The following is a 24,287-nucleotide window of genomic DNA, read 5'->3' on the forward strand; positions in this document are numbered from 1 at the left end:
TCACTTACTGTATTTGTCGCCACATGATACGACGGCTGCCACCGCCGCCCTTTTCCTTGATTATCGTGAGCTTTCCACTGGTGTCATTCACTCCCTTTTCCGTACCAGTTGGGGTTATAAATGACAAGCTCGGAATGCCGTCAATGAAACTCACGCCGCTGGAGATTGAGTCATTGTTGTCGACCAAACTATCGCCACCAGTATCAATCACCGCATAGTTGAGCATCTTACCGCTGAACGCCTCGAGTTCGACCAACTTGCCCGTACCAAAACTCGCACAAGGATCGGTGGTATCGACAATGGCCGTGGTGAAGACGATACGGCCAAGCACGATATTCGCTTGATTGATCACCCGTTCGCCGGTCAACACGTTGTTGTACACCAATGGCAGGAACCAGCCCTTCTCCCCCGGATATGTCGTGTCATTTTGCGTCGTGGTCAGAAACTGCCCGGAGCTGCCTGAAAATGATCCGGTAATCGCCTGCGCCTGCAAACTGCTGACAGTGATGTTTCCGGAGCCGCCATCGGCATCCCATACCGAATAGAACGCCTGCAAATCCTTGTTGGTCTTGTCGGCCGTTTCATTGAATTTGCCAGTGCCGACAAAGATCTGTTTGCCGCCCAATGCGTTATCCGCCAGCAGCGGCTGCGCGGTAATCGGCTGTGTCGCCCCGCCCGCCGTGGTGAACAGTGGTTTACCGGAAAACGCCACGCCCCAGCTGTCCGTCGATGTCGCGCTCAGATCAAATTTCCACAGGCGCCCTTTCAAATCACCGCCATAAGCGGCCTGGACGACATTTGAAGAGTTGACCTTGAGTTTTACCGAGGACAATCCGTTAGTGGTTTCCGTGCTGTCGATGACGATTTTCTTGATCAGCGAACCATCGCGCACATCCAGCACATACATCGCGGCCACACCGGAGTTGCTGCCGTAACCATTCGAGATGAACGCCGCCCAACGACCATCGGCCAAGCGTGCCACTTCCGGGCGGGCATAAGCGTAACCCAGATCATTAAATACATTGGCGGTGTTGGCCGTGGTCGGCGCGCTGACCTCCCACAACGCCTTGATCACATTACCCGCAGAAGCATCAAACAGCTGCAGCCCGTAGAACGTTTTACCCCCGGCACCGACGCCACCAATGGCCAGGGTTTTCCAGGCCGCGCCGGACTGCGCGTCGAACACCCCGACCTGACCGTCGACGAGAAACTTGTGGCTGACACCGTTGATATAGGTCGGATCAGCAATCAGCCGTAGCGATGGCAACACACTGGATGGCATGTAGGCATAGCGTCGGGTGCCGTTGGCCGAGTTGATGACGTTGACGAAACCGTCGTTGGCATTCACCACCAGGCTGGAGTTCATGTTGGCAGCTTTGGTGGTCAGGTATGAGGTGTAAGTGGTGTCGCCGGACAAGTCAGCAGCGGTCTTGTCCGTGGGGGCCGCCAGCACCAACGGCGAGTTGATGATGTCACCGAGCAACACACTGCGAACCTTTAGCCCGGTTTTGTTGGTGCCTTTGCTCCACTCCACCAGGTCATTGCCGGTAATACCCGTGGGCAGACTCTGGCTGAGCGTCGCCTGCTGCGCAGGGGAAAAGTTGCCGTAAGCCAGCGTCACGGCGGCGCTGCTCGTGGTGTTCCATGATTGATACGTCGGCGCCGTCGCCCCCGGCACGATGGTTGTGTCAGTCGTCCAGAGTGCGGTCGAAGTATTCACAACCCCGGCCGACGTAAAACCGAAAGACTTGATGGTGCCTCGCCAATCCTTGGGATCATAAGTGGTTTGGTAAAAACTGCTGCCACTGGTGAGCGTGCCGACGCTGGCAACAGCTGCGCCGCCGGAACCGGCCTTGGAAGTGATATCACTCAACGCCGACGACAACGCGGCGTTGAGGCCGGTGCTGTCAGTCGCCTGGTAATACCTGCCCTGTCCGTAACTGGCCGCGTCCGACAGCATGTCGTTATCGGCGGTGAAGCCCACGGTATAGGTGTTCATATTCTGCTTGGGAAAATCCACCGCGTTCCAGCTCTTGCCTGCCGCGTCAGCACCAGTTGAGCGCATATCGATATCGAAGGCGAACTTGGCGATGTCATCCAGATACAACGTGTCGCCTTCTTTGTCGCCAAAGAGGTTGTTACCGTCATTGCTGACACCGTCCCAGTTCGGTAACCGGCTGCCGCCCAATGGGTCGTTGCTCGGAAAGGTTCGGTCGAAAGTCGGCAAGCCGTCGGTTATTACCACGCCATAGTTTTTCTGGCAGCGGTACTGGATCGGACTGGTGTAGGTCGCGGGCGTGCTGTTGTAGTACGGCGCCATGCCGCGCATGTAGCGGGTGATTTCATAGTAGGTTTCTGCCAACGGCGTGTTGGCCACGGCACTCAAACCATTGATCGATGAGATCAGCGCGTTGTAGTTGGTGTCTGCCTGCGCCTGCGTGACGCTCCCGGACACCGGCGCCAAGTCGCTGATCGAGCGGGCGATATAACCGCCATTACCAGAATCGTTGTTGGTGACCGGGTTGAAAGTCGACAGGCCAATACGCAAAGTGCGATTGCTGGTGACCAGCGCCGTCGACACGTTACGCGCGACGTTGATTCGGTAGTCGTTGGGAATCGCCCCTGTGGTGAAATCGCGCGTGCCATTGTTGATGGCCAGACTGACGACGTAGGAAATGTAATCGCCTGTATATCGCGTGTTGCCACCACCCACAGGGTCCGGCAGTTTCAGACACAGTGGCGCGACACTGTTGTTGTAAAACGCGTACGCGCCACCCGAACACCCGGAGGTCGGAAGGCTTGATAAAAACACAGGATCGCCAGTGATCGTTGGCGCGTTCAGAGAGGTGCATAACCCGAGAAACGCGTTGCACTGCCGCGCCGGCGTGCGATCAGCCGTCGGGTCGAATCCAGCCGCATAAATGATGCTGTTCATGCTCCCTGAGTCGTCGATCAGCAGCATGACGTTGGGCGGCACCGCCGCCGCACTCAACAGCGGCGAATCAGACGGCGTAAATGCATAGGCCGGCGACGCCAGATACAAGCTCAGCAACATGCCGAGCAATAGCAATCCACACCGCTCAATACTTCGCATAGACACTCTCCACAACGCTACGCGAAGTGCCGGCGATGCCGACGGCAGTGACTCGATACAACGTCGCCGAGGTGTTACTGGGTACATTCACAGCCGTGAGTGTGGTGCCAATGTTCTGCACGCCATAGAAACCATTACCGGTCGCAATCCAGGTCACACCCGAGGTTGAGTTGAGCCCCGCCGCACTGACCACCGATGACTCCGCAGGCGGTGCGCATTGCGTGGTACCGCTGCAAACCGCGAGGGTGTAGCTGTCGAGTTGCACCGCACTCTCCCCCACCCGCAACGCCGCCTCGGCAGTCTGAAACGACTGATTGCGCAGGCTGACACTGCCGGCCATTTTTTCCTGCAGGTTGGCACTCTGCATCGATGACAGTCCAACCAGTGTCAGCAACAACAGGAACACGAGACTGACCAGCAGCACCATGCCACGCTGGGTTTGCCTCTGGTGCAAAGAAACCCTCATCGTCCCGGCCCTCACTGCAAGCGGTTGCGCAACGCGGCAACCACGTTGAAGGTTTGATTGGCCACCCGGTTGTTCGGGTCGGTGAGGGTCAGGCTCAGGCGCACACTGCGGATACGCGCCGGATCGCTGGGGTTGCTGCTGTAAGAGGACGCCGCAACATCGGTGGCGGACGTGGCCAGACCGAACATGACGGTGAACGCACTGACGTTGCTCACCAACACTTGTTGGGTCGGCGTGCCGCTGCCGGTGCCCATGAGGATCTGGTTATTGCTGAAGCTGTAGAGCAAACGGCGGATCGGAAAGGCGATCTGCCCGCTAGCGGCGGCCCGCAACCCAGTATAGGCCGTGGCGCTGTTACGGCAATCGGAGACCACCGTCCAGGTTGGTGTGCCGCCATTGCCGCCGACATCGGCGGTGACCAGGGTCAGCTTGAGGTTGCTGTTGTCCCAACTGATCGGGATGATCTGCGCCGCATTGAAATCCCCCGCAGAACTCGCGTCCATAATGGTGCCAAGGCAGCCGAACATGCCGACCATGCGCAGTTCCTGAATCATCTTGCTCAGCACAAAACGCGCGTCTTCCTGCATCGCTGCCGCCGTGTTCTGGCTGACGTAGGTGTTTTTCGCGGCGAGGAACGTCTGCACCACCCCCAGTACGATGATCAGCCCGAGCGCCAGGGCGATGAGCATTTCGATCAGGCCGAAACCACGCTGGTAGTGCTTCATGGCGTGGCCACCGGATCGACCGTGGCGCGGCTGGTCAGGACGAAGCTGCGCGTGGTGCCGGTGGCGTTCGCGGCCCGTGAGTCATTCCAGTTGATGGTGATGGTGTACACCCGCTGATTTAGGGTGATGGTGCCCGTGGCGGTCGGCCCACCGAAATTGACGATGTTGGTGGTGAAATCGTAGAGATCCTGATCGCGGGCGACACTGAGGTTGCCCGAGGTCGGCGGCGTCACCGTGTAGTCGGCGGCGGCGTTGGCCCGGATGCGGTCCATCATGTCGTAGGCGATGAAACTCGCCTGGCTGGTCATCCGCGAACTGTCGGTGTACTTCAGCGCATTGAGCTGGACAGCTGCCGCGCCCAATATGCCGACTGTCAAGATCAGCAGCGCGACCAGCACTTCGATCAGCGACATGCCCTCCTGTGTCTGTGTGCTCCCTGCCCTCATCCGCAACTTCCACCCAATTGAATTCGTCCGTTCAGACACACGTTCAGCGTCCTGCTTTGTGTTCCCAGCACGTAACTGATGACCACCGCCGTCGACGGCGCCGCCAGACCGCCCAGATTGTTGAAATCCAGTGCAGTCACTCCTGAGGGTAGCGTCAGAGTCGCGCCGCTGCTCATCGCTGGAACAACCCGCAATACATTGGCCGGGGTGCCAGTACTGTCGTAGACCGACAACTCGCCGGTCCACACGCTGCCACCGGCACTCGGCCGCAGCCGCGTGGTCACACCGCGATCGATCGCTTCCAGCCGCGCATAATTGATGGCCCGTTGCAGGTCGCCCATTTCAGTGTCGGCCTTGCTGCTCTGGATCGAGCGGGTGAACCCCGGCACCGCCAGGGTGATGAGGATCACCAACACGGCGACCGCGGCCAACAACTCGGGCAGCGTGAAACCTTTTGTACGATGATCCATCGATGCCCTCCGTTGCCGTCGGCTATACCTGCCTCTACAAACTAGAACATTCAACCGGCCCGCGTCGGTTGATTTGCCCTGCCCGGCGCAAGGATTGCGTCTGACCTCATGCTTCAGGGAGGAAGTGTTCATGCCGCAACAGGGTTTCAGTCTGATTGAATTGCTTATGGGACTGGCGATTGGCGCGATTGTTCTGGCGCTGGTCAGTCCGGCGTTTGCCGCCTTCACTGAATCAACTCATCGCGACCAGGCGGCCCAGTCGTTGCTCGACGGCATTCGCAATGCCCGCACGCAAGCCATCACACGCAATCAAAGCGTGGTGATCCACGGCATCAACGGCGACTGGAGTCAGGGCTGGCGGATCATTCTGGACATCAGCGGCAAAGGGCCACTGGACAGCAGCAATCCACTGCTACAGGAGCAGGCGAGTGCTGCGCGGATACCGATTGTCGGTAATTGGGCGGTCAGTCGTTACGTGCGATTCAGCGGTCTGGGGCAACCGCTGATGCCCGGGCGGGCGTTTCAGGCAGGGACGTTACATCTATGTTCGGCACACGAGCCGGTCAGCCAGTTGCAGGTAGTGCTGGCGGCGACCGGTCGGGTGCGCCTGACCCGGAAAAAAACCGCGCAGGCGCTGTGCGAGAAAGCGAAAAGCGTTAAATCGAGCGGACGCGCAGCTCTTTCGGCATCGAGAACGTGATGTTCTCTTCGCGTCCGGCCAGCTCATCGGCACCGGTCGCGCCCCACGCCTGCAATTGCTGGATCACACCGCGCACCAACACTTCCGGCGCAGAAGCTCCGGCGGTGATGCCGATCCGCTCGACGCCATCGAACCAGCTCTTCTGCAGGTCTTCGGCGCCGTCGATCAGGTAGGCCGGCGTAGACATGCGTTCGGCCAGCTCACGCAAACGATTGGAGTTGGAGCTGTTCGGGCTGCCCACCACCAACACCACGTCGCATTCATCGGCCAGTTGCTTGACTGCGTCCTGACGGTTTTGCGTGGCGTAACAGATGTCGTCCTTGCGTGGGCCACCGATGGCCGGGAAACGGCTGCGCAACGCATCGATCACACGACTGGTGTCGTCCATCGACAAGGTGGTCTGAGTGACGAACGCGAGTTTTTCCGGGTTATGGACCTGCAGCGCCGCAACATCCTTCTCGTCTTCGACGAGGTAGATTGCGCCGCCATTGCTGGCGTCGTACTGGCCCATGGTGCCTTCGACTTCCGGATGGCCGGCGTGGCCGATCAGGATGCATTCGCGGCCGTCGCGGCTGTATTTCGCGACTTCGATGTGTACTTTGGTGACCAGTGGGCAGGTGGCATCGAAAACTTTCAGGCCACGGCCTGCAGCTTCGGTACGCACGGCCTGGGATACGCCATGCGCACTGAAGATCACGATGACGTCGTCCGGCACCTGATCCAGTTCTTCGACGAAGATCGCCCCGCGGCTGCGCAGGTCTTCAACGACGAACTTGTTGTGCACCACTTCATGACGCACATAGATCGGCGGCCCGAAGACTTCCAGGGCGCGGTTGACGATTTCGATCGCCCGGTCCACGCCGGCGCAGAAGCCACGGGGGTTGGCGAGTTTGATTTGCATGCTGTGCCTCGTGTCTTGCGCGCGAAAAAACAGTGAATAACTACTGTGGGAGCGGGCTTGCTCGCGAAAGCGATAAGTCAGACAACATCGATGTTGAATGTCAGTCAGCACTCGCGAGCAAGCCCGCTCCCACATTTTTGACCACGTATGGTCAGTTACAGCGCTTTGACGTTGATGATCTCGACATCAAAGGTCAGTGTCTTGCCGGCCAGCGGGTGGTTGAAGTCGATGGTCACTTGCGCGTCGTCGAACTCTTTCACCACACCCGGCAGCTCAGTATTGGCCGCATCGTTGAAGATAACCAGCAAACCCGGCGAAAGCTCCATGTCGACGAACTGCGAACGCGGAATGATCTGCACGTTCTGCGGGTTCGGCTGGCCGAAGGCGTTTTCCGGTTCGACGGTCAGCGTGCGCTTGTCGCCGGCCTTGAAGCCGAACAGCGCGGCTTCGAAACCCGGCAGCAAGTTGCCGTCGCCGACCTTGAAGGTCGCCGGGGCTTTGTCAAAGGTGCTGTCGACCGTGTCGCCATTCTCCAGGCGCAATGCAAAGTGCAAGGTGACTTCCGTGTTCTGGCCGATGCGTTGCTCAGCCAATACCTGTTCAGTCATGAACGGCTTCTCCGGTTTTTTTACTTTTGAACATGTCCAGTGCCAGCATCACCGCGCCAACGGTGATGGCGCTGTCGGCGAAGTTGAACGCCGGGAAGTACCAGCGGTTCTGCCAGTGCACCAGAATGAAGTCGATCACATGGCCCAGGGCAATGCGGTCATACAGATTGCCCAACGCGCCACCCAGCACCAGCGCCAAAGCGACGGCCAGCCAGGTATCGTTGCGGCCCAGGCGCTTGAGCCAGACCACCAGCACCGCACTGACCACGATCGCGATCAGGGCAAACAGCCAGCGCTGCCAGCCGGAGCTGTCGGCCAGAAAGCTGAACGCCGCGCCGGTGTTGTAGGCCAGGGTCCAGCTGAAGTAATCGGGAATGATCACGATCTGCTGGAACATTTCGAGCTTGTTTTCGAAGTAGAACTTGCTGGCCTGGTCGATGACCAGAACCAGCAAGCTCAACCACAGCCAGCTCAACCGTCCGAAACGGCCAACGGCATTAGGCATAGTGACGAACCTCGCCGGCGCCGCTGATGTTATCGACGCAACGACCGCAGATTTCCGGATGCTCCGGGTTCACGCCAACGTCTTCACGGCAGTGCCAGCAACGGGCGCATTTCGGGAAGGCCGACTTGACGATCTTCAGCTTCAGGCCGCTGACTTCGGTGGCGACTGCGTCGGCCGGAGCCTGTACGAACGGTGCAACGCTGGCAGTCGAGGTGATCAGGACAAAGCGCAGCTCGTTGCTCAGCTTGGCCAGATCGGCGCTCAGCGCGTCTTCGGCGTACAGCGTCACTTCGGCTTGCAGGTTGCCACCGACGGCTTTGGCCGCACGCTGGATTTCCATTTCTTTGTTGACCGCTACTTTGACCGCCATCACGCGTTCCCAGTAGTCGCGACCCAGTTCAACGTCGGCCGGCAGTTCAGTCAAACCTTCGTACCAGGTGTTGAGCATGACCGATTCGTTACGCTCGCCCGGCAGGTATTCCCACAGTTCATCGGCGGTGAAGGCGAGGATCGGGGCGATCCAGCGCACCAGCGCTTCGCAGATGTGGAACAGCGCGGTTTGTGCCGAACGGCGGGCCTTGCTGTTGGCGCCAGTGGTGTACTGACGGTCCTTGATGATGTCGAGGTAGAAACCACCCAGCTCCTGCACGCAGAAGTTGTGGATCTTGGAGTAGACGTTCCAGAAACGGTATTCGCCGTAGTGCTCTTGCAGCTCGCGTTGCAGCAGCAAGGTGCGGTCTACCGCCCAGCGATCCAGCGCGAGCATTTCTTCTGCCGGCAGGATGTCGGTGGCCGGGTTGAAACCGCTCAGGTTCGAGAGCAGGAAACGCGCGGTGTTACGGATACGGCGATAGGCGTCAGCACTGCGTTGCAGGATCTGGTCGGAGACGGCCATTTCACCGGAATAGTCAGTCGAAGCGACCCACAGACGCATGATGTCAGCGCCCAGGGTGTCGTTGACTTTTTGCGGCGCGATCACGTTACCCAGCGATTTGGACATCTTGCGGCCCGCTTCGTCGACGGTGAAACCGTGGGTCAGCAGTTCGCGGTATGGCGCGTGGTTGTCGATGGCGCAACCGGTCAGCAGCGAGGAATGGAACCAGCCGCGGTGTTGGTCGGAACCTTCCAGGTACAGATCGGCGCGTGGGCCGCTCTCGTGACCCATCGGGTGCGAACCGCGCAGCACGTGCCAGTGCGTGGTGCCCGAATCGAACCAGACGTCGAGGGTGTCGCTGATCTTGTCGTACAGCGGCGCTTCGTCGCCGAGCAGTTCGGCGGCGTCCATCTTGAACCAGGCTTCGATGCCTTCGACTTCAACGCGCTTGGCCACCTCTTCCATCAGCTCGACGGTGCGTGGGTGCAGTTCGCCGCTTTCCTTGTTGAGGAAGAACGGGATCGGCACGCCCCAGTTGCGCTGACGGGAGATGCACCAGTCCGGACGGTTGGCGATCATCGAGTGCAGGCGCGCCTGACCCCACGCCGGAACGAACTTGGTGTCTTCGATGGCTTTGAGCGAGCGCACACGCAGGGTGTCGCCGCTGGTTGGCTCTTTGTCCATGCCGATGAACCACTGCGCGGTGGCGCGGTAGATCAGCGGGGTCTTGTGACGCCAGCAGTGCATGTAGCTGTGTTCGATGACGGTGGTGTGCATCAACGCACCGACTTCGGTCAGCTTGTCGACGATGGCCGGGTTGGCCTTCCAGATGAACTGGCCGCCAAAAAATTCCAGCGACGGCACGTACACGCCGTTGCTCTGCACAGGATTGAGGATGTCGTCGTTGACCATGCCGTATTTCTTGCACGTCACGAAGTCGTCCACGCCGTAGGCCGGGGCGGAGTGAACCACACCGGTGCCGGCGCCCAGTTCCACGTAGTCGGCCAGGTACACCGGCGACAGGCGGTCGTAGAACGGGTGACGGAAGTTGATCAGCTCCAGTTCTTTACCGGTAGTGGTCGCGATGACCGAGCCTTCAACGCCATAGCGCGCCAGGCAGGCTTCGACCAGCTCTTCAGCCAGCACCAGCAGCTTGTCGCCGATGTCGACCAGGGCGTAGTTGAATTCCGGGTGTACGTTCAGCGCCTGGTTGGCCGGGATGGTCCACGGGGTGGTGGTCCAGATCACGATCGAGGCAGGCTTGCTCAGCGACGGCAGACCGAACGCGGCAGCCAGCTTGGCTTCGTCAGCGATCGGGAAGGCGACGTCGATGGTCGAGGACTTTTTGTTCTCGTACTCGACTTCCGCTTCAGCCAGCGCCGAACCGCAGTCGAAGCACCAGTTCACCGGCTTGAGGCCCTTGAACACAAAACCGCCCTTGACGATTTCAGCCAAGGCGCGGATTTCACCGGCCTCGTTCTTGAAATCCATGGTCTTGTACGGGTTGGCCCAGTCGCCCAGCACGCCGAGACGGATGAATTCGGACTTCTGCCCTTCGATCTGCTCAGTGGCGTAGGCACGGCACAGCTCGCGGGTCTTGTCCGCGCCCAGGTTCTTGCCGTGGGTCACTTCAACCTTGTGCTCGATCGGCAGGCCGTGGCAGTCCCAACCCGGGACGTACGGCGCGTCGAAACCCGACAGGGTTTTCGAGCGGATGATCATGTCCTTGAGAATCTTGTTCAGTGCGTGACCGATGTGGATCGTGCCGTTGGCATACGGAGGACCGTCGTGCAGGACGAACTTCGGACGATCCTTGCCAATCTCGCGCAACTTTCCGTACAGGCCAATACTGTCCCAGCGCTGCAGGATCTGCGGTTCGCGCTGTGGCAGGCCGGCCTTCATTGGGAAGGCGGTGTCCGGAAGGTTAAGCGTGGCTTTATAGTCGGTCATTTAAGGCTCTTCATTAGCGATGGGCGCTAGGTGCGGCTAGTGCACGGGCGGTGGCGACATCCGCATTGATCGCCGTTTTCAATGCCTCCAGAGAGGCGAAGCGCTGCTCTTCACGCAGCTTTTGGTGGAAAACCACCGTCAAACGCCGGTCATACAGATCGCCGGCAAAATCTAAAAGATGAACTTCAAGGTGGGCTTTGCCATCACCTTGAACCGTAGGCCGTACGCCGATATTGGCGACACCGGGCCAGGTCTTGCCGTCGATGTCGACATCCACCAGGTACACCCCGGTGAACGGCACGCGACGACGCTTGAGTTGAATGTTGGCAGTGGGCGTACCCAGCTGCCGGGCCAGTTTCTGGCCATGCAGCACGCGACCGGCGATCCGGTACGGGCGGCCAAGCAGGCGTTCGGCCAAGGCAAAATCGGCGGCGGCCAACGCGTTGCGCACCTGAGTGCTGCTGACGCGAATGCCGTCCAGCTCGACAGTTTGCGCGGCTTCCACGGTAAAGCCGTGGACTTGTCCGGCCTGCAGCAGGAAATCGAAATCACCGAGGCGGTCACAGCCAAAACGGAAATCGTCGCCGACTTCCAGATGCTGCACGCCGAGACCGTCCACCAGGATGGTATCGACGAACTCGCTGGCGCTGAGCTTGCTCAAGCGCTGGTTGAACGCCAGGCACAGGACCCGGTCGACGCCTTCGGCGGCCAGCAGTTGCAGTTTGTCGCGCAATCGGGCCAGACGTGCCGGCGCGGTCTCGGGGGCAAAGAACTCCCGCGGCTGCGGCTCGAAAATCACCACGCAGCTGGGTACGCCCAACTCGAGCGCACGCTCACGCAGCCGGGCCAGGATAGCCTGGTGACCACGGTGAACACCGTCAAAGTTGCCAATAGTGGCGACGCAGCCCCGATGCTGGGGGCGCAAGTTGTGGAGGCCTCGAACCAGCTGCATAACGCGCTTCTTGCTCATAAAGTGGTCGATTATAACCACACCCGACGGTCGACGACAGGCAACACCGTAACGCAAAGTGATCGAGCCGACAAAACTGCCGGCCCGTGCCCGTTTATAAGGGGTGAAACCTCAGCTCAAGGCCTTGCGATTGAAGTCTCGCAGACGGAAACCGAGCAGTAGCAACATACCGAAATAGGACACCACACCCGCCGCAACCAATGCGCCCAGACGCAGGAAGCGTTCAAGCATGTGACCTTGATCCCATGGCGGCATGAAATGCATGCCAATCAGCAGCACCACGGACATCACCGCCACTGCCACCACCAGTTTGAAACCGAACTTGGCCCAACCCGGTTGCGGCTGGTACATCTGCTGCTTGCGCAGTTGATAGAACAGCAGTCCGGCGTTCAGACACGCACCCGCACTGATCGCCAAGGCCAGACCGGCATGCGCCAGAGGCCCAATCAGCACCAGGTTGAACAACTGAGTGACGACCAGCGTGAAAATTGCGATTTTTACCGGAGTCCGGATGTTCTGTTGCGCATAAAAGCCCGGCGCCAGCACCTTGATCACGATAATCCCGAGCAGGCCGACAGAATAGGCAATCAGCGCACGCTGGGTCATGGAAGCATCAAACGCACTGAACTGGCCGTATTGGAACAGCGACACGGTCAGCGGCTCGGCGAGAATCCCCAGTGCCAGCGCACACGGCAGCACCAGCACGAAGCACAGGCGTAGGCCCCAGTCGAGGATCCGCGAGTACTCGTGACGATCTTTGCTGGCGTAGGTTTTTGCCAATGTCGGCAGCAGGATCGTGCCCAGCGCGACGCCGAGCACGCCGGACGGCAACTCCATCAAACGGTCGGCGTAATACATCCACGACACAGAACCTGCCACCAGGAACGAGGCAAAGATGGTGTTGATGATCAACGAAATCTGACTGACCGAGACGCCAATGATCGCTGGCAACATCTGCTTCATCACCCGCCAGACGCCGGTATCGCGCAGGTTCAGGCGCGGCAGCACCAGCATGCCGATTTTTTTCAGGTGCGGCAGCTGGTAGAGCAACTGCGCCAGACCGCCGACCAACACCGCCCAGCCCAGAGCCATGACCGGTGGATCGAAATACGGCGTCAGGAACAGTGAAAACACAATCATGCTGACGTTGAGCAGGGTCGGCACGAAGGCCGGCACCGAAAAGCGGTTCCAGGTGTTGAGAATCGCCCCCGCCAGCGAGGACAGGGAAATCAGCAATATATAAGGGAACGTCACCCGCAACAGATCGGAAGTGAGCTGGAATTTTTCCGGCGTGTCGGTAAAGCCGGGCGCCGTGGCCCAGATCACCCACGGTGCGGCGATCATGCCCAGGGCAGTGACCAGCGCCAGCACCAGGGTCAGCAGACCGGACACATAGGCAATAAAGGTACGGGTCGCCTCTTCGCCCTGCTGGTTTTTGTATTCCGCCAGAATCGGCACAAATGCCTGCGAGAACGCACCTTCGGCGAAGATTCTCCGCAGCAGGTTGGGCAGTTTGAAGGCAATAAAGAAGGCGTCCGTCGCCATTCCGGCGCCGAATGTGCGAGCGATGAGCGTGTCACGGACGAACCCCAGAATCCGGGAAAGCATCGTGATAGAGCTGACAGCGGCCAACGATTTGAGCAGATTCATTGAGGGAATTTGTGCCTGTCGATAAACAGCAGGCGAACAATGCGCCCACTTGTGCGATACTCTGCGCCGCAACAGCACAGAGCCAAAGCTCGCGAGTTTACAGGTCAAGCGCCGGAAATAAATATCCCGCCTCTTTATACCTACCACTTAGCGGAACGTTTCAAGCGCCCTTGACAAGACTTCTCTTCATCGGCATGATTCGCGGCCTATTTTGTTTGCTATTTCCTAAAAAGTCTTTCGAGGAGCTCGACGGTGGCCAACTCACCTTCCGCCAAAAAACGTGCAAAACAGGCTGAGAAGCGTCGCAGCCACAACGCCAGCCTGCGTTCCATGGTTCGTACCTACATCAAGAATGTAGTTAAGGCCATCGACGCAAAAGACGCTGAAAAAGCTCAAGCTGCATACGTTCTGGCTGTGCCAGTTATCGACCGTATGGCCGATAAAGGCATCATCCACAAGAACAAGGCTGCTCGCCATAAGAGCCGCCTGAATGGCCACGTCAAAGCACTGAAAGAAGCTGCTTAATCGACGTAGTCATTAAAAAACCGACCTTAGGGTCGGTTTTTTATTGCCTGTAATTTAACAAATCCAGCGCAAAAAAATGCAGGAGTGAGCCTGCTCGCGATAGCGGTTAGACAGACAAATATTTGCTGACTGACACACCGCTATCGCGAGCAGGCTCACTCCTACAGTTGGTTTTTCAGTATTATTGCTGGACCGGTACCCACGGCAGAATCGGGATTGCGGTCACCGCGTTCTGTGGACTGCCCTCGATCACGCGATCGCTATAGACCAGGTACACCAGCGTATTGCGCTTCTTGTCGAGGAAACGCACCACCTGCATGGTCTTGAACACCAGCGAAGTGCGCTCCTTGAACACCTCATCGCCATCCTTCAGTTCACCCTTGAACTTGATCGGACCGACCTGACGACAAGCAATGGAAGCCTCGGCACGATCTTCCGCCAGCCCCAGACCGCCCTTCACCCCGCCAGTCTTGGCGCGCGACAGATAGCACGTCACACCATCAACCTTTGGATCATCGAAGGCCTCGACCACGATCCGGTCATTCGGGCCGACAAATTTGAATACCGTCGACACCTGGCCGATTTCCTCGGCCGAGGCCAGCAATGGCAACGCCATCAGCAGGCCCAACAATCCTTTTGCCATGCGCATCGTGTTTTTTCCTTAGACCAGAATCAGGTTGTCACGGTGAACCAGCTCCGGCTCAGCCATGTAGCCCAGCACGCTGACAATCGCCTCCGACGACTGACCGATGATTTTTTGTGCCTCCAGGGCGCTGTAGTTGGCCAGGCCACGGGCAATCTCACGACCATCCGGCGCCACACAGACCACCATTTCGCCGCGACGGAAACTGCCCTGCACCAGCTTCACGCCGACCGGCAGCAGACTCTTGTTGCCCTGCGACAACGCCGCCACCGCCCCTTCATCCAGCACCAGCGTGCCGCGGGTTTGCAGATGGCCGGCCAGCCATTGCTTGCGCGCTGCCAGCATGCCGCGCTCAGGCGACAACAGCGTGCCGATGCGCTCGCCGGCTTTCAGGCGATCGAGCACTCGCTCCAGACGACCACCGACGATGATCGTATGCGCCCCGGAGCGCGCCGCCAGACGCGCCGCACGCAGCTTGGTCTGCATACCGCCACGCCCCAGCGCACCACCAGTACCGCCCGCCACCGCATCAAGAGCAGGGTCATCGGCGCGCGCCTCGTAAATCAGCTGCGCATCAGGGTTGTTGCGCGGATCAGCGTCGAACATGCCGTCGCGATCCGTGAGAATCACCAGCAGATCCGCTTCGACCAGGTTCGCTACCAGCGCCGCCAGCGTGTCGTTGTCGCCGAAACGAATTTCATCGGTGACCACAGTGTCGTTTTCGTTGATCACCGGGATGACTTTCAGCTCGACCAGTGCGCGCAGGGTGCTGCGCGCGTTCAGGTAGCGCTTGCGGTCGGACAGGTCGTCGTGCGTCAGGAGAATCTGCGCGGTATGCCGGCCATGCTCGGCAAAGCTCGATTCCCAAGCTTGCACCAGCCCCATCTGGCCGATGGCAGCAGCGGCCTGGAGCTCGTGCATCGCACTGGGTCGCACGGTCCAGCCCAGACGACTCATGCCGGCCGCCACCGCACCGGAAGACACCAGCACCAGCTCAACGCCAGCCTCATGCAGAGCCACCATCTGCTCGACCCAGACACCCATTGCCTTGCGATCCAGCCCCTTGCCGTCCGCCGTCAGCAAAGCGCTGCCGATCTTCACGACCCAACGCTGCGCACCTGTCACTTTGCTCCGCATCATCTTCAACCTTAGCTTGAGGACAGCGCGACCCAGCGCTGCCCGTGACGTTAATCGTGGCTATTGGTGACCAACGATCGATTTCCAGATACTAAAACGCCGCTCGATTGAGCGGCGCTTAAGTTTACTGCAACGAATCAGTCGCGCACGTAAATGATTTCCGGACCGTCTTCATCATCCACATCTTCTTCGTCCCAGTCATCGTCGCCAATGTCATGGACCGACTTCACGCCACTGCGACGCAGGGCACGCTTGTCATCCAGCGCCTGCAACTGTGCACGGGCTTCGTCTTCGATGCGCTGATCGAGATCGGCCAGCTCTTCCTTGTAGGCAGGATCTGCAGCCAGACGATCGGCACGGTCCTCCATGTAACGCATGATGTCGTGGCACAGACGCTCAGTACCGATCTTGGCGATAGCCGAGATCACGTAGACCGGACCAGTCCACTCCAGGCGATCAACGATTTCCTTGACGCGAGCATCGTGCTCTTCTTCAAGGATCTGGTCGCACTTGTTCAGTACCAACCAGCGATCACGCTCAGCCAGGGACGGACTGAACTTGACCAGCTCGTTGACAATCACTTCTGCCGCGTCCGGCGCACTGCTGTCATCCAGCGGCGCCATGTCGACGAGGTGCAGCAACAGACGCGTACGCGCCAAGTGCTTGAGGAAGCGAATGCCCAGACCGGCACCGTCGGAAGCACCTTCGATCAGACCCGGAATGTCGGCAATGACGAAGCTTTTCCAGCGATCGACGCTGACTACACCCAGGTTCGGCACCAACGTGGTGAACGGGTAGTCAGCAACTTTCGGCTTGGCCGCCGATACCGAACGGATAAAGGTACTTTTACCAGCGTTCGGCAAGCCCAGCAGACCAACGTCAGCCAGCACTTTCATTTCCAGTTTCAGGTCGCGCTGCTCACCCGGTTTGCCCGGAGTGGTCTGGCGCGGCGCGCGGTTGGTACTGGATTTGAAACGGGTGTTACCCAGACCGTGCCAACCGCCCTGCACTACCATCAGTTTCTGGCCGGCCCTGGTCAGGTCGCCGATCACTTCCTGAGTGGCGGAGTCGATCACCGTGGTACCGACTGGCACACGCAGGATCAGATCTTCACCCTTCTTGCCGGTGCAGTCGGTGCTACCGCCGTTAGAGCCACGCTCGGCATCGAAGTGCCGGGTGTAACGGTAGTCGACCAGGGTGTTGAGGTTTTCGTCAGCCATCATGTAGATGGAACCGCCGTCACCGCCATCACCGCCGTTCGGGCCACCGTTTTCGATGAATTTTTCCCGACGGAAACTCATGGCGCCATTACCGCCGTCACCAGCCTTTACGCGAATCGATACTTCATCAACAAACTTCATAACCAACGCCTCTCGCCGTACGGACGAGCCGAAAAACAATCAAGACATAAGACTCTTGCAAAAATGAGCGCAGCGACCCCAAAACACGACCTGCATCGCACGCCGACAGCCCATACAAACAGTTTTGCAAGAGACTCACCCCACAAACGAAAAAGCCCCGTCGCAAGACAGGGCTCTTCCAGCGATCTCGCGATTAGGCCGCGATTACGCTCACGTAACGACGACCGAAGGCGCCTTTTACTTCAAACTTGATCACGCCTTCGATTTTCGCGAAGAGAGTGTGATCTTTACCCATGCCAACGCCGTAGCCAGCGTGGAATTGGGTGCCGCGCTGACGCACGATGATGTTGCCGGCCTTGATGACCTGGCCGCCATACATCTTCACGCCAAGGCGTTTGGCTTCTGAGTCGCGACCGTTACGGGTACTACCACCAGCTTTTTTGTGTGCCATGAGTTCAATTCTCCTAGTGAGGAATTAGGCTGAAATTAAGCCTGAATACCGGTGATTTTGATCTCGGTGTACCACTGGCGGTGGCCCATACGCTTCATGTGGTGCTTACGACGACGGAACTTGATGATGCGGACTTTATCGTGACGACCTTGGGAGATCACTTCAGCCACAACGGTAGCGCCAGCAACAACTGGAGCGCCGATATTCACGTCGTCGCCATTGGCAACCAACAGAACGCGATCAAAGGTAACGGATTCGCCGGTAGCGACTTCCAGTTTTTCGATCTTCAGGTATTCACCTGGGGCGACTTTGTACTGCTTGCCGCCAGTAACGATTACTGCATAAGACATGGTATTTCTCCGATAATCCTGCTCACCCAGCTCTTTATAAGAAGAGGTATTGGCTGGCATGGCTGCATAAGGCTGGAAGGCCTGTTGCAATTGCGTAAGGCAGGTGCTGCCCAGGAAGTTCAGGGTGCGCGATTGTACGCAAGCCTTCTCAGGCTTGCAAGGGGCCGTCCATCGCGCCTTGACAGGTCCGGACGTGGGTCCTAGCATGCCGCGCAACCCTTCTGGAGCAACTGTCGCTGATGCAACCCCAAGCTTTCTACCGCGCGGTGGCGGACGATTTTAGCGCCGTCGACGGCATCATCAAGAAGCAGCTGACTTCCCGAGTGCCGCTGGTATCGAAAATCGGCGATTACATCACCTCGGCCGGCGGCAAACGCCTGCGTCCTTTATTGGTGCTGCTGTGTGGCAAGGCGCTGGGCCGCGAAGGCGATGACCTGCGTCTGCTGGCCGCCACCATCGAGTTCCTGCACACCGCGACCCTGCTGCATGACGACGTGGTCGACATGTCCGGCATGCGTCGTGGCCGCTCGACGGCCAACGCCATGTGGGGCAATGCCCCGAGCGTACTGGTCGGCGACTTCCTGTACTCGCGCTCGTTCGAAATGATGGTCGAGCTGGGTTCGATGCCGGTGATGAAGATCCTGTCCCAGGCCACGCGCATCATCGCCGAAGGCGAAGTGTTGCAACTGTCCAAGGTACGCGACGCCAGCACCACCGAAGAAACCTACATGGAAGTCATCCGCGGCAAGACCGCGATGCTCTTCGAAGCGTCGACCCACAGCGCTGCGGCACTGGCCGGTGCCACCGCCGAGCAGAGCGAAGCCCTGCGCACCTTCGGCGACCACCTGGGCGTGGCGTTCCAACTGGTCGACGACCTGCTCGACTACAAGGGCGACGCCGAGACCCTGGGCAAGAACGTCGGTGACGATCTGGCCGAAGGCAAGCCAACCCTGCCGCTGATCTATACCATGCGCGAAGGCACGCCTGAACAGGCTGCCCTGGTGCGCCAGGCGATCCAGAAAGGCGGGATCGAAAACCTCGAAAGCATCCGCATCGCCGTGGAAGCCTCGGGTTCGCTGGAGTACACCGCACAACTGGCCCGCGACTACGTGGCCCGTGCGATCAAGTGCCTCGACGCGCTGCCAGCCAGCGAATACCGCGATGCGCTGGTGGAACTGAGCGAATTTGCGGTCGCCCGCACGCACTGATTCTGCCTTCTGTGGGAGCGGGCTTGCTCGCGAAAGCAACCTGTCATTCAACATCAATGTTGACTGACACACCGCCTTCGCAAGCAAGCCCGTTCCCACAGTTGTTTCTGCGATATGCCCTCCCGCCGCTAAAACCTTATACAATGTGCGACTTTTAGCGAACCACATCCCTCAAGGAGCCTTAGTGAGCACGTTGCCACCCTGCCCGAAATGCAATTCCGAATACACCTACGAAGACGGTGCCCAACTGATCTGCCCTGAATGCGCCCACGAGTGGTCGGCCAGCGGCGAAGCCGAAGTGGCGTCGGATGATGCCGTGAAGAAGGATTCGGTCGGCAACGTCCTGCAGGATGGCGATACCATCACCGTGATCAAGGACCTGAAGGTCAAGGGCACCTCGCTGGTGGTCAAGGTCGGCACCAAGGTCAAGAACATCCGCCTGTGCGATGGCGACCACGACATCGACTGCAAGATCGACGGCATCGGCCCGATGAAGCTCAAGTCCGAGTTCGTCAGAAAGGTCTGATTCCGCCGTCATCCATCCCGCGCCAGGCGTGGGATGGTGCTTCGCCCTCCCCGCTCCGCTCCAGCAAAACCGCGCAATAGCCAAACGCCAGCCGTTTTGACCTTACGCAATCTTTACCCGTAAAAAATCGCAATCCGCCAATAGGCACTTGCTATTTGACGAATAAGAATTATTCTCATTGAAACCTTTGAAGGAGATGAGACCCATGACTTATTTGATCGACGCCTGGCTGGATCGCCCACACCCGTACCTCAGAATCCTGCATCGGGAAACCGGCGAAGTCTGTGCGGTACTTGAAGAAGAAGCCCTGCATGAGCTGCAAGACCAAGGGGATCTGGACGTCAGCAGCCTGAGTTCCAGCGAACCGTTGGTGCTCAAGGAGCTGGTGCGCAATCTGTTCCTGTTCTGCTATGCCCGGGCCTTGCGCCCGACCAGTGAGCTGCATCACAAGATCGAAATATGAAACGCGTTAAAACTGTAGGAGTGAGCCTGCTCGCGATAGCGGTATGTCAGGCAACAGATTCGCTGCCTGAAAGGACGCCATCGCGAGCAGGCTCACTCCTACACTAGCCCGCCATCGAGGCAGGCCCGGAATTACAGAACGTCCAGCAGCTCGACGTCGAATACCAGAACGCTGTGCGGCGGAATGCTGCCAACGCCTTGAGCGCCGTAAGCCAGTTCGCTCGGCACGTACAGGCGCCATTTGCTGCCGGCATTCATCAGTTGCAGAGCTTCGGTCCAGCCGGCGATCACGCCGCCAACCGGGAATTCTGCTGGCTGGCCACGCTCGTAGGAGCTGTCGAACACAGTGCCGTCGATCAGCGTGCCGTGGTAGTGCGTACGCACTTGATCTTCACGGGTCGGCTTGGCGCCTTCGCCCTGAGTCAGCACTTCGAATTGCAGGCCGGAGGCCAGGGTGGTGATGCCGTCACGCTTGGCGTTTTCAGCCAGGAAGGCCAGACCTTCGCCAGCAGCGGCTTCAGCTTTGGCAGCCGCTTCGGCTTGCATGATTTCGCGGATAACCTTGAAGCTGGCGGACATTTCTTCCTGACCCACACGGCTTTCCTTGCCGGCGAAGGCGTCGGTCAGGCCGGCCAGGATGGCGTCCAGGCTAACGCCCGGTGGCGGGTTGTCGCGCAGCTGGTCACCCAGCTGACGGCCGATACCGTAGCTGACGCGGGTTTCGTCGGTGGACAGATTTACTTCGGACATGACACTGCTCCGCTGTGCGGACGGCCACAGGACTTGCCGTGCGTGCACAGCGCGTCCCGGCGCGCCCGGAACCAAAAGGGCGAGCAGACTAGCACAGATGTTCCGGCGATGGCGCGCAACGCCTACAGGGCTGAACGCCAGGCCAGCGGCACCTTCAGGCTTTCCTCGCCACTGGCGCCCAGACCACACATTTCATCGTGTACCGAGGTGTGTACGAGGTTGAACGGCAGCACCGGAAAGGCATGCAGCAAATCCCGCGCATGCTCCACCGAACGCAGCGTCAGCATGTTGCCTTTGAGATCACTCAGCGGATACGCCGCCCCATGCATCCGTGCCTCGAGCAGATAAATGCCGCCCTCCATGGAAATCAGGTTCAGCTCATCGACCTTTCTGGCGATGGCAAACGCATTCAACTCTTGCAGGTTCATGAACGCACCTCATACGGTAGCGAGCCAAGACCCTTACAGGGATATGCCCGTGGGCACCAAAGCACAAGCCACAAACGACACCGCCCGTCTGTTTCGCAACAGACGGGCGGTGTTTTGGCAGCGATCAATGATCAGTGCTTGGTGACTTTGTCCAGATAACCCATGGCGAACGCCGAGATCACGAAGGTCATGTGGATGATCACGTACCACATCAGGTGCTCGGGATCGACGTTCTTGGCGTCCATGAAAATCCGCAGCAGGTGGATCGAGGAAATCGCCACGATCGAGGCCGCCACTTTCATCTTCAGTGACGAAGAGTCCATGGTGCCCAGCCAGTTGAGCTTTTCCTTGCTGTCGTCGATATCCAGTTGCGAGACGAAGTTTTCGTAGCCGGAAATCATCACCATCACCAGCAAGCCGCCAACCAGCGCCATGTCGATCAGCGACAGCAGCACCAGGATAAGGTCCGATTCGGCCATCGAGAACACGTTGGGGATGACGTGGAAGACTTCCTGGAAAAATTTCAGTGCCAGCGCCAGCAACCCGAGGGACAGGCCGAAGTAAATCGGCGCCAGCAGCCAGCGCGAGGCGTACATTGCGTTTTCGAAAAAGCGTTCCATTGAATCTCACACAAGGGGGGTTGTAATCGGGGGCGAGTATAACAGCCACCTGTGACAGCCAGAAACCGCCCGACTCGCACCTCCAATCAGCGCAACCTGCGTGTGTGGGTGAATTTTTTTCTGCTACTGTCCAAACCATTGACCGCCTAGCGAAAGTGGACAGGACGACTGGAAATGGATGTGCGATTACCGTTGACGACTGCCGGAGTTTGCCTCGCTTTGCTGCTGGGTGGCTGCTCTCCCGGCGAGGAGAAAAAGCCCACGGTCAGCCTCGAAACAAAGACAGCAACGTTCGAACATTCACTGGACGCCATCACTGATCCGAAGCTCAAGGATGCCGTGACCGAACTCGGCGGCTCGTTGCTGCTGCTCGAACGCGCGCAACACAAACTCGACAGCACACCGCTGAAAACCGTGTACGGCGAAGACACCCTCAGCGTCCTCAAGCACTACCCTTCCCCGCAGGCACTGGTCGACACCTTCATCAACGGGCTGTTCGTGCTGCACAAGGACGCCAGCTCCGACTACCTCACCGACCTGCAACCGGTGTTCCCCTTCAACCTCAACATTCCCGGCGGCTTCCTGTTTCCCCACGGTGTGGAATGGCAGTCGGTGACGCTGAGCAACAAACGCGTGATTGCCTATCAGCCGGAGTGGTCGGAAACCGATCCCGGCATCCAGTTGAGCCCGTCCAGCTCCAACGTCAACAATCCCGATGACTTGACCGTAACCTACCCGTTCATCGAAGGTCTGGACGTGGACAAGAAGACTCAGCCGCAACCGGTGAGCCTGCAAGGCAAGGTCGAAGTCATCACGCCGCGCCGTTTGTTCAGTTTCAACCTGAGCCAGAAGGACGTCGGCCAGACCCGCTCCGACGACAACCTCAGCGTCACCCTGCTGAAACTTGCAAAGAACTACGCCGAAGTCGAATTCAGCAACAACCTGCCACTGGCCCCCGAGGTCGAAGGCGCTCAACTCAACCCGCTGATCGTTCAGGCCCGCGACACCACCGGGCAGTACCTGGTGCGCGCCGGCTCGATCAACGAGAGCCCGGCACAAGTAAGCTTCTACGAGAAACAACTGGCGCACCTGCAACAACAGAAAACCTGGAGCGAGGCGCTGGAAAAGCAGCTGGAGGACGAACAGCACGCCTTCGAGCAGCAGCACCCGCGCCGCTACAACAAGGTCTACTTCAACGGCCCTGTCGATACCCTGGAAGTCAGCGTGCTGGATTTCTCATCGGCGACCGTGACCCGCAAGGCGCTGGATCTGCCAGTGCGCACCTTCAGTCAGCACACCACGGACAAAGCCATCCAGCCGCTGGACCCGGCGGTGGTGGTCTATGACGATCTGGCACCGAACTGGCTCAAGGGGGCGAGCCTCACCGAGGAAGAACTGAAGGCCGGCATCCGCATCCATCAGTCCGTGGAAGAGCCCAGCGCTGCACGCATCGAGTTCTCCCACCGTCGAACCTTCAACGATGAATTACTCGGCGATGATTTCAGCCCCGGCGAGAGTCCAGTCACGTTTTTCACCGAAAAACGCAGCGGCAAACTCGATGAGCCGATCGAACTGCCGCCCGAGGCGTATCAGGTCGATCCGCTGCAAGCGACCATCACTTACGATTTGAACCTGTTCCCGGAAACCCCGGCGATTGCCGTGGGTTCGATGCCGTTGTTTCTCGCGACCGTGGACAAGAAAACCTATGACGCCAAGTCGCTGCCCAAAGGCCTGGAGATCAAGAACAACACGCTGGTGGTGGACCTGAAACTGTTTCCGGCCAACGCCTGGCGGTTCTTCGTCAAGGACGACAGTGGTAACTACCTGAAACAGACTCTCTCGGTCAGCCACGACGCGAGTGCAGATGGCCCGGCGCTGTTCGGCGTGCATTACTTCTATGGCCGTCCAACGCACGTGGAGACCTATCAGCGAACCGACCTCAATACCGTGCAATACGGCTTTGAGGTCAAGCTTGAAAAGGCGCAGCAGCCCGATACCGCGCCGTGATTGCGCCTGTTAATGGTCGAACACGCCGACCGAACGCCCACGCCCGCCGTTGATCTGGCGCAGCTGCGCCTGCAGGTGCAGGCTCCAGATCTGCGGATCGTCGGCCAGTTCATAGCCATGCATCGTCAGGCTTTCAACAATGGTGTCGAGAATCGACTCGGCGGCGACCGGCCCGTGGAACGGGCCCTGAGCCTTGATGGCGGAAGGTTGTTCGCCGGCCATACCGGCGGCGAAGAGCAGAGTCCACATGCCGTTATCGCCGGCCAGTGGTTTGATGGCGCATTCGATACGGGTCACAAGACCCAGGCATTGACGGGTGAGGCAGAGGTTGCGCGACATGGCGGCGACCCTCGGTAAAGCCGGTATTCAGCCTTCACGCGAAGGCTGTTTCGATCCAGTGATACTGTCGATGTCCTTGAGCTGAGAATAGAAGAAAAGTCTGCCACGCAAGCCGGATAGA

26 protein-coding genes are annotated in these 24,287 nt (G+C 59.0%); 6 read left to right on the forward strand and 20 right to left on the reverse strand.

Annotation, left to right across the window (positions count from 1 at the left end; genetic code table 11):
- Positions 1 to 4 precede the first annotated feature (4 nt).
- From QMK55_RS09045 to QMK55_RS09065, 5 genes are read right to left on the reverse strand one after another with little or no spacing between them, the layout of a single operon-like run.
- Positions 5 to 3,094 carry a pilus assembly protein gene (locus QMK55_RS09045; RefSeq protein WP_320329069.1) on the reverse strand — a complete coding sequence of 1,030 codons (3,090 nt, stop codon included), beginning with the start codon at positions 3,092 to 3,094 and terminating at the stop codon, positions 5 to 7.
- Positions 3,081 to 3,560 carry a PilX N-terminal domain-containing pilus assembly protein gene (locus QMK55_RS09050; protein WP_102356484.1) on the reverse strand — a complete coding sequence of 160 codons (480 nt, stop codon included), beginning with the start codon at positions 3,558 to 3,560 and terminating at the stop codon, positions 3,081 to 3,083. Before QMK55_RS09050 ends, QMK55_RS09045 begins: the two co-directional genes overlap by 14 nt.
- Before the next feature lie 11 nt (positions 3,561 to 3,571).
- Positions 3,572 to 4,285, reverse strand: coding sequence for a PilW family protein (locus tag QMK55_RS09055; RefSeq protein WP_102356485.1), 714 nt, complete (start codon positions 4,283 to 4,285; stop codon positions 3,572 to 3,574).
- Positions 4,282 to 4,731, reverse strand: a complete 450-nt coding sequence (gene pilV / locus QMK55_RS09060; RefSeq protein WP_102356486.1) for a type IV pilus modification protein PilV — start codon at positions 4,729 to 4,731, stop codon at positions 4,282 to 4,284. The genes QMK55_RS09055 and pilV overlap by 4 nt, the downstream gene beginning before the upstream one ends.
- The gene (locus QMK55_RS09065) at positions 4,728 to 5,201 is read right to left on the reverse strand and encodes a GspH/FimT family pseudopilin (protein WP_003228334.1); all 474 of its coding nucleotides are present in this window, start codon (positions 5,199 to 5,201) and stop codon (positions 4,728 to 4,730) included. Before QMK55_RS09065 ends, pilV begins: the two co-directional genes overlap by 4 nt.
- Positions 5,202 to 5,331: 130 nt before the next feature.
- On the opposite strand from QMK55_RS09065, the gene QMK55_RS09070 reads away from it, so the two are divergent.
- The gene (locus tag QMK55_RS09070; protein WP_102356487.1) at positions 5,332 to 5,901 is read left to right on the forward strand and encodes a GspH/FimT family protein; all 570 of its coding nucleotides are present in this window, start codon (positions 5,332 to 5,334) and stop codon (positions 5,899 to 5,901) included.
- Here QMK55_RS09070 and ispH read toward each other — a convergent pair.
- The 6 genes from ispH to murJ form a co-directional block, all read right to left on the reverse strand.
- Positions 5,858 to 6,802 (reverse strand): 4-hydroxy-3-methylbut-2-enyl diphosphate reductase, encoded by a 945-nt coding sequence (ispH, locus tag QMK55_RS09075; RefSeq protein ID WP_102356488.1) that lies wholly within the window; start codon positions 6,800 to 6,802, stop codon positions 5,858 to 5,860. The genes QMK55_RS09070 and ispH overlap by 44 nt on opposite strands.
- A gap of 155 nt (positions 6,803 to 6,957) precedes the next feature.
- Positions 6,958 to 7,395 (reverse strand): FKBP-type peptidyl-prolyl cis-trans isomerase, encoded by a 438-nt coding sequence (fkpB, locus tag QMK55_RS09080; protein ID WP_169843368.1) that lies wholly within the window; start codon positions 7,393 to 7,395, stop codon positions 6,958 to 6,960.
- Between the two features lie 7 nt (positions 7,396 to 7,402).
- Positions 7,403 to 7,915, reverse strand: a complete 513-nt coding sequence (gene lspA, locus QMK55_RS09085; protein WP_102356490.1) for a signal peptidase II — start codon at positions 7,913 to 7,915, stop codon at positions 7,403 to 7,405.
- On the reverse strand, positions 7,908 to 10,739 hold the full coding sequence (gene ileS / locus QMK55_RS09090; RefSeq protein ID WP_102356491.1) for an isoleucine--tRNA ligase: 2,832 nt from the start codon (positions 10,737 to 10,739) through the stop codon (positions 7,908 to 7,910). Before ileS ends, lspA begins: the two co-directional genes overlap by 8 nt.
- A gap of 13 nt (positions 10,740 to 10,752) precedes the next feature.
- Positions 10,753 to 11,691, reverse strand: coding sequence for a bifunctional riboflavin kinase/FAD synthetase (gene ribF, locus QMK55_RS09095; protein ID WP_042561145.1), 939 nt, complete (start codon positions 11,689 to 11,691; stop codon positions 10,753 to 10,755).
- Between the two features lie 129 nt (positions 11,692 to 11,820).
- Positions 11,821 to 13,359, reverse strand: a complete 1,539-nt coding sequence (gene murJ, locus QMK55_RS09100; protein WP_320329070.1) for a murein biosynthesis integral membrane protein MurJ — start codon at positions 13,357 to 13,359, stop codon at positions 11,821 to 11,823.
- A 252-nt stretch (positions 13,360 to 13,611) separates the two neighbouring features.
- On the opposite strand from murJ, the gene rpsT reads away from it, so the two are divergent.
- Positions 13,612 to 13,884: a 30S ribosomal protein S20 gene (rpsT, locus tag QMK55_RS09105; RefSeq protein WP_003228351.1), complete on the forward strand. Its 273-nt coding sequence runs from the start codon at positions 13,612 to 13,614 to the stop codon at positions 13,882 to 13,884.
- A gap of 181 nt (positions 13,885 to 14,065) precedes the next feature.
- Here rpsT and QMK55_RS09110 read toward each other — a convergent pair whose 3' ends face one another.
- The 5 genes from QMK55_RS09110 to rplU form a co-directional block, all read right to left on the reverse strand.
- Positions 14,066 to 14,533, reverse strand: coding sequence for a CreA family protein (locus QMK55_RS09110; RefSeq protein WP_025108784.1), 468 nt, complete (start codon positions 14,531 to 14,533; stop codon positions 14,066 to 14,068).
- Between the two features lie 12 nt (positions 14,534 to 14,545).
- Positions 14,546 to 15,664, reverse strand: a complete 1,119-nt coding sequence (gene proB, locus QMK55_RS09115; RefSeq protein ID WP_320329071.1) for a glutamate 5-kinase — start codon at positions 15,662 to 15,664, stop codon at positions 14,546 to 14,548.
- A 137-nt stretch (positions 15,665 to 15,801) separates the two neighbouring features.
- Positions 15,802 to 17,025 carry an Obg family GTPase CgtA gene (gene cgtA, locus QMK55_RS09120; RefSeq protein ID WP_320329072.1) on the reverse strand — a complete coding sequence of 408 codons (1,224 nt, stop codon included), beginning with the start codon at positions 17,023 to 17,025 and terminating at the stop codon, positions 15,802 to 15,804.
- Between the two features lie 193 nt (positions 17,026 to 17,218).
- Positions 17,219 to 17,476 (reverse strand): 50S ribosomal protein L27, encoded by a 258-nt coding sequence (gene rpmA / locus QMK55_RS09125; protein ID WP_016773121.1) that lies wholly within the window; start codon positions 17,474 to 17,476, stop codon positions 17,219 to 17,221.
- 35 nt (positions 17,477 to 17,511) lie between these two features.
- A complete protein-coding gene (gene rplU / locus QMK55_RS09130) occupies positions 17,512 to 17,826 on the reverse strand; it encodes a 50S ribosomal protein L21 (protein ID WP_007950961.1) in 315 nt (104 codons plus the stop codon).
- Positions 17,827 to 18,065: 239 nt separating this feature from the next.
- On the opposite strand from rplU, the gene QMK55_RS09135 reads away from it, so the two are divergent.
- The 3 genes from QMK55_RS09135 to QMK55_RS09145 all read left to right on the forward strand — a co-directional run bounded on the left by QMK55_RS09135 (position 18,066) and on the right by QMK55_RS09145 (position 20,023).
- Positions 18,066 to 19,034, forward strand: coding sequence for a polyprenyl synthetase family protein (locus QMK55_RS09135; protein ID WP_102356496.1), 969 nt, complete (start codon positions 18,066 to 18,068; stop codon positions 19,032 to 19,034).
- Between the two features lie 184 nt (positions 19,035 to 19,218).
- Positions 19,219 to 19,560, forward strand: coding sequence for a zinc ribbon domain-containing protein YjdM (locus tag QMK55_RS09140; protein WP_025108781.1), 342 nt, complete (start codon positions 19,219 to 19,221; stop codon positions 19,558 to 19,560).
- 205 nt (positions 19,561 to 19,765) lie between these two features.
- Positions 19,766 to 20,023, forward strand: coding sequence for a hypothetical protein (locus QMK55_RS09145; protein ID WP_102356497.1), 258 nt, complete (start codon positions 19,766 to 19,768; stop codon positions 20,021 to 20,023).
- 131 nt (positions 20,024 to 20,154) lie between these two features.
- Here QMK55_RS09145 and QMK55_RS09150 read toward each other — a convergent pair whose 3' ends face one another.
- From QMK55_RS09150 to QMK55_RS09160, 3 genes are all read right to left on the reverse strand, one after another.
- Positions 20,155 to 20,772 (reverse strand): FKBP-type peptidyl-prolyl cis-trans isomerase, encoded by a 618-nt coding sequence (locus tag QMK55_RS09150; protein WP_008078561.1) that lies wholly within the window; start codon positions 20,770 to 20,772, stop codon positions 20,155 to 20,157.
- A gap of 122 nt (positions 20,773 to 20,894) precedes the next feature.
- The gene (locus QMK55_RS09155) at positions 20,895 to 21,200 is read right to left on the reverse strand and encodes a DUF6482 family protein (protein ID WP_008078563.1); all 306 of its coding nucleotides are present in this window, start codon (positions 21,198 to 21,200) and stop codon (positions 20,895 to 20,897) included.
- Positions 21,201 to 21,331: 131 nt separating this feature from the next.
- Positions 21,332 to 21,820 carry a TIGR00645 family protein gene (locus QMK55_RS09160; protein ID WP_025108778.1) on the reverse strand — a complete coding sequence of 163 codons (489 nt, stop codon included), beginning with the start codon at positions 21,818 to 21,820 and terminating at the stop codon, positions 21,332 to 21,334.
- 174 nt (positions 21,821 to 21,994) lie between these two features.
- On the opposite strand from QMK55_RS09160, the gene QMK55_RS09165 reads away from it, so the two are divergent.
- Positions 21,995 to 23,827 carry a hypothetical protein gene (locus QMK55_RS09165; protein ID WP_320329073.1) on the forward strand — a complete coding sequence of 611 codons (1,833 nt, stop codon included), beginning with the start codon at positions 21,995 to 21,997 and terminating at the stop codon, positions 23,825 to 23,827.
- 9 nt (positions 23,828 to 23,836) lie between these two features.
- On the opposite strand, the gene QMK55_RS09170 is transcribed toward QMK55_RS09165, so the two are convergent.
- Positions 23,837 to 24,166, reverse strand: coding sequence for a hypothetical protein (locus QMK55_RS09170; RefSeq protein ID WP_102356499.1), 330 nt, complete (start codon positions 24,164 to 24,166; stop codon positions 23,837 to 23,839).
- Positions 24,167 to 24,287: the final 121 nt, after the last annotated feature.

This window comes from Pseudomonas sp. P8_229, from assembly GCF_034008635.1.
Lineage (GTDB): Bacteria > Pseudomonadota > Gammaproteobacteria > Pseudomonadales > Pseudomonadaceae > Aquipseudomonas.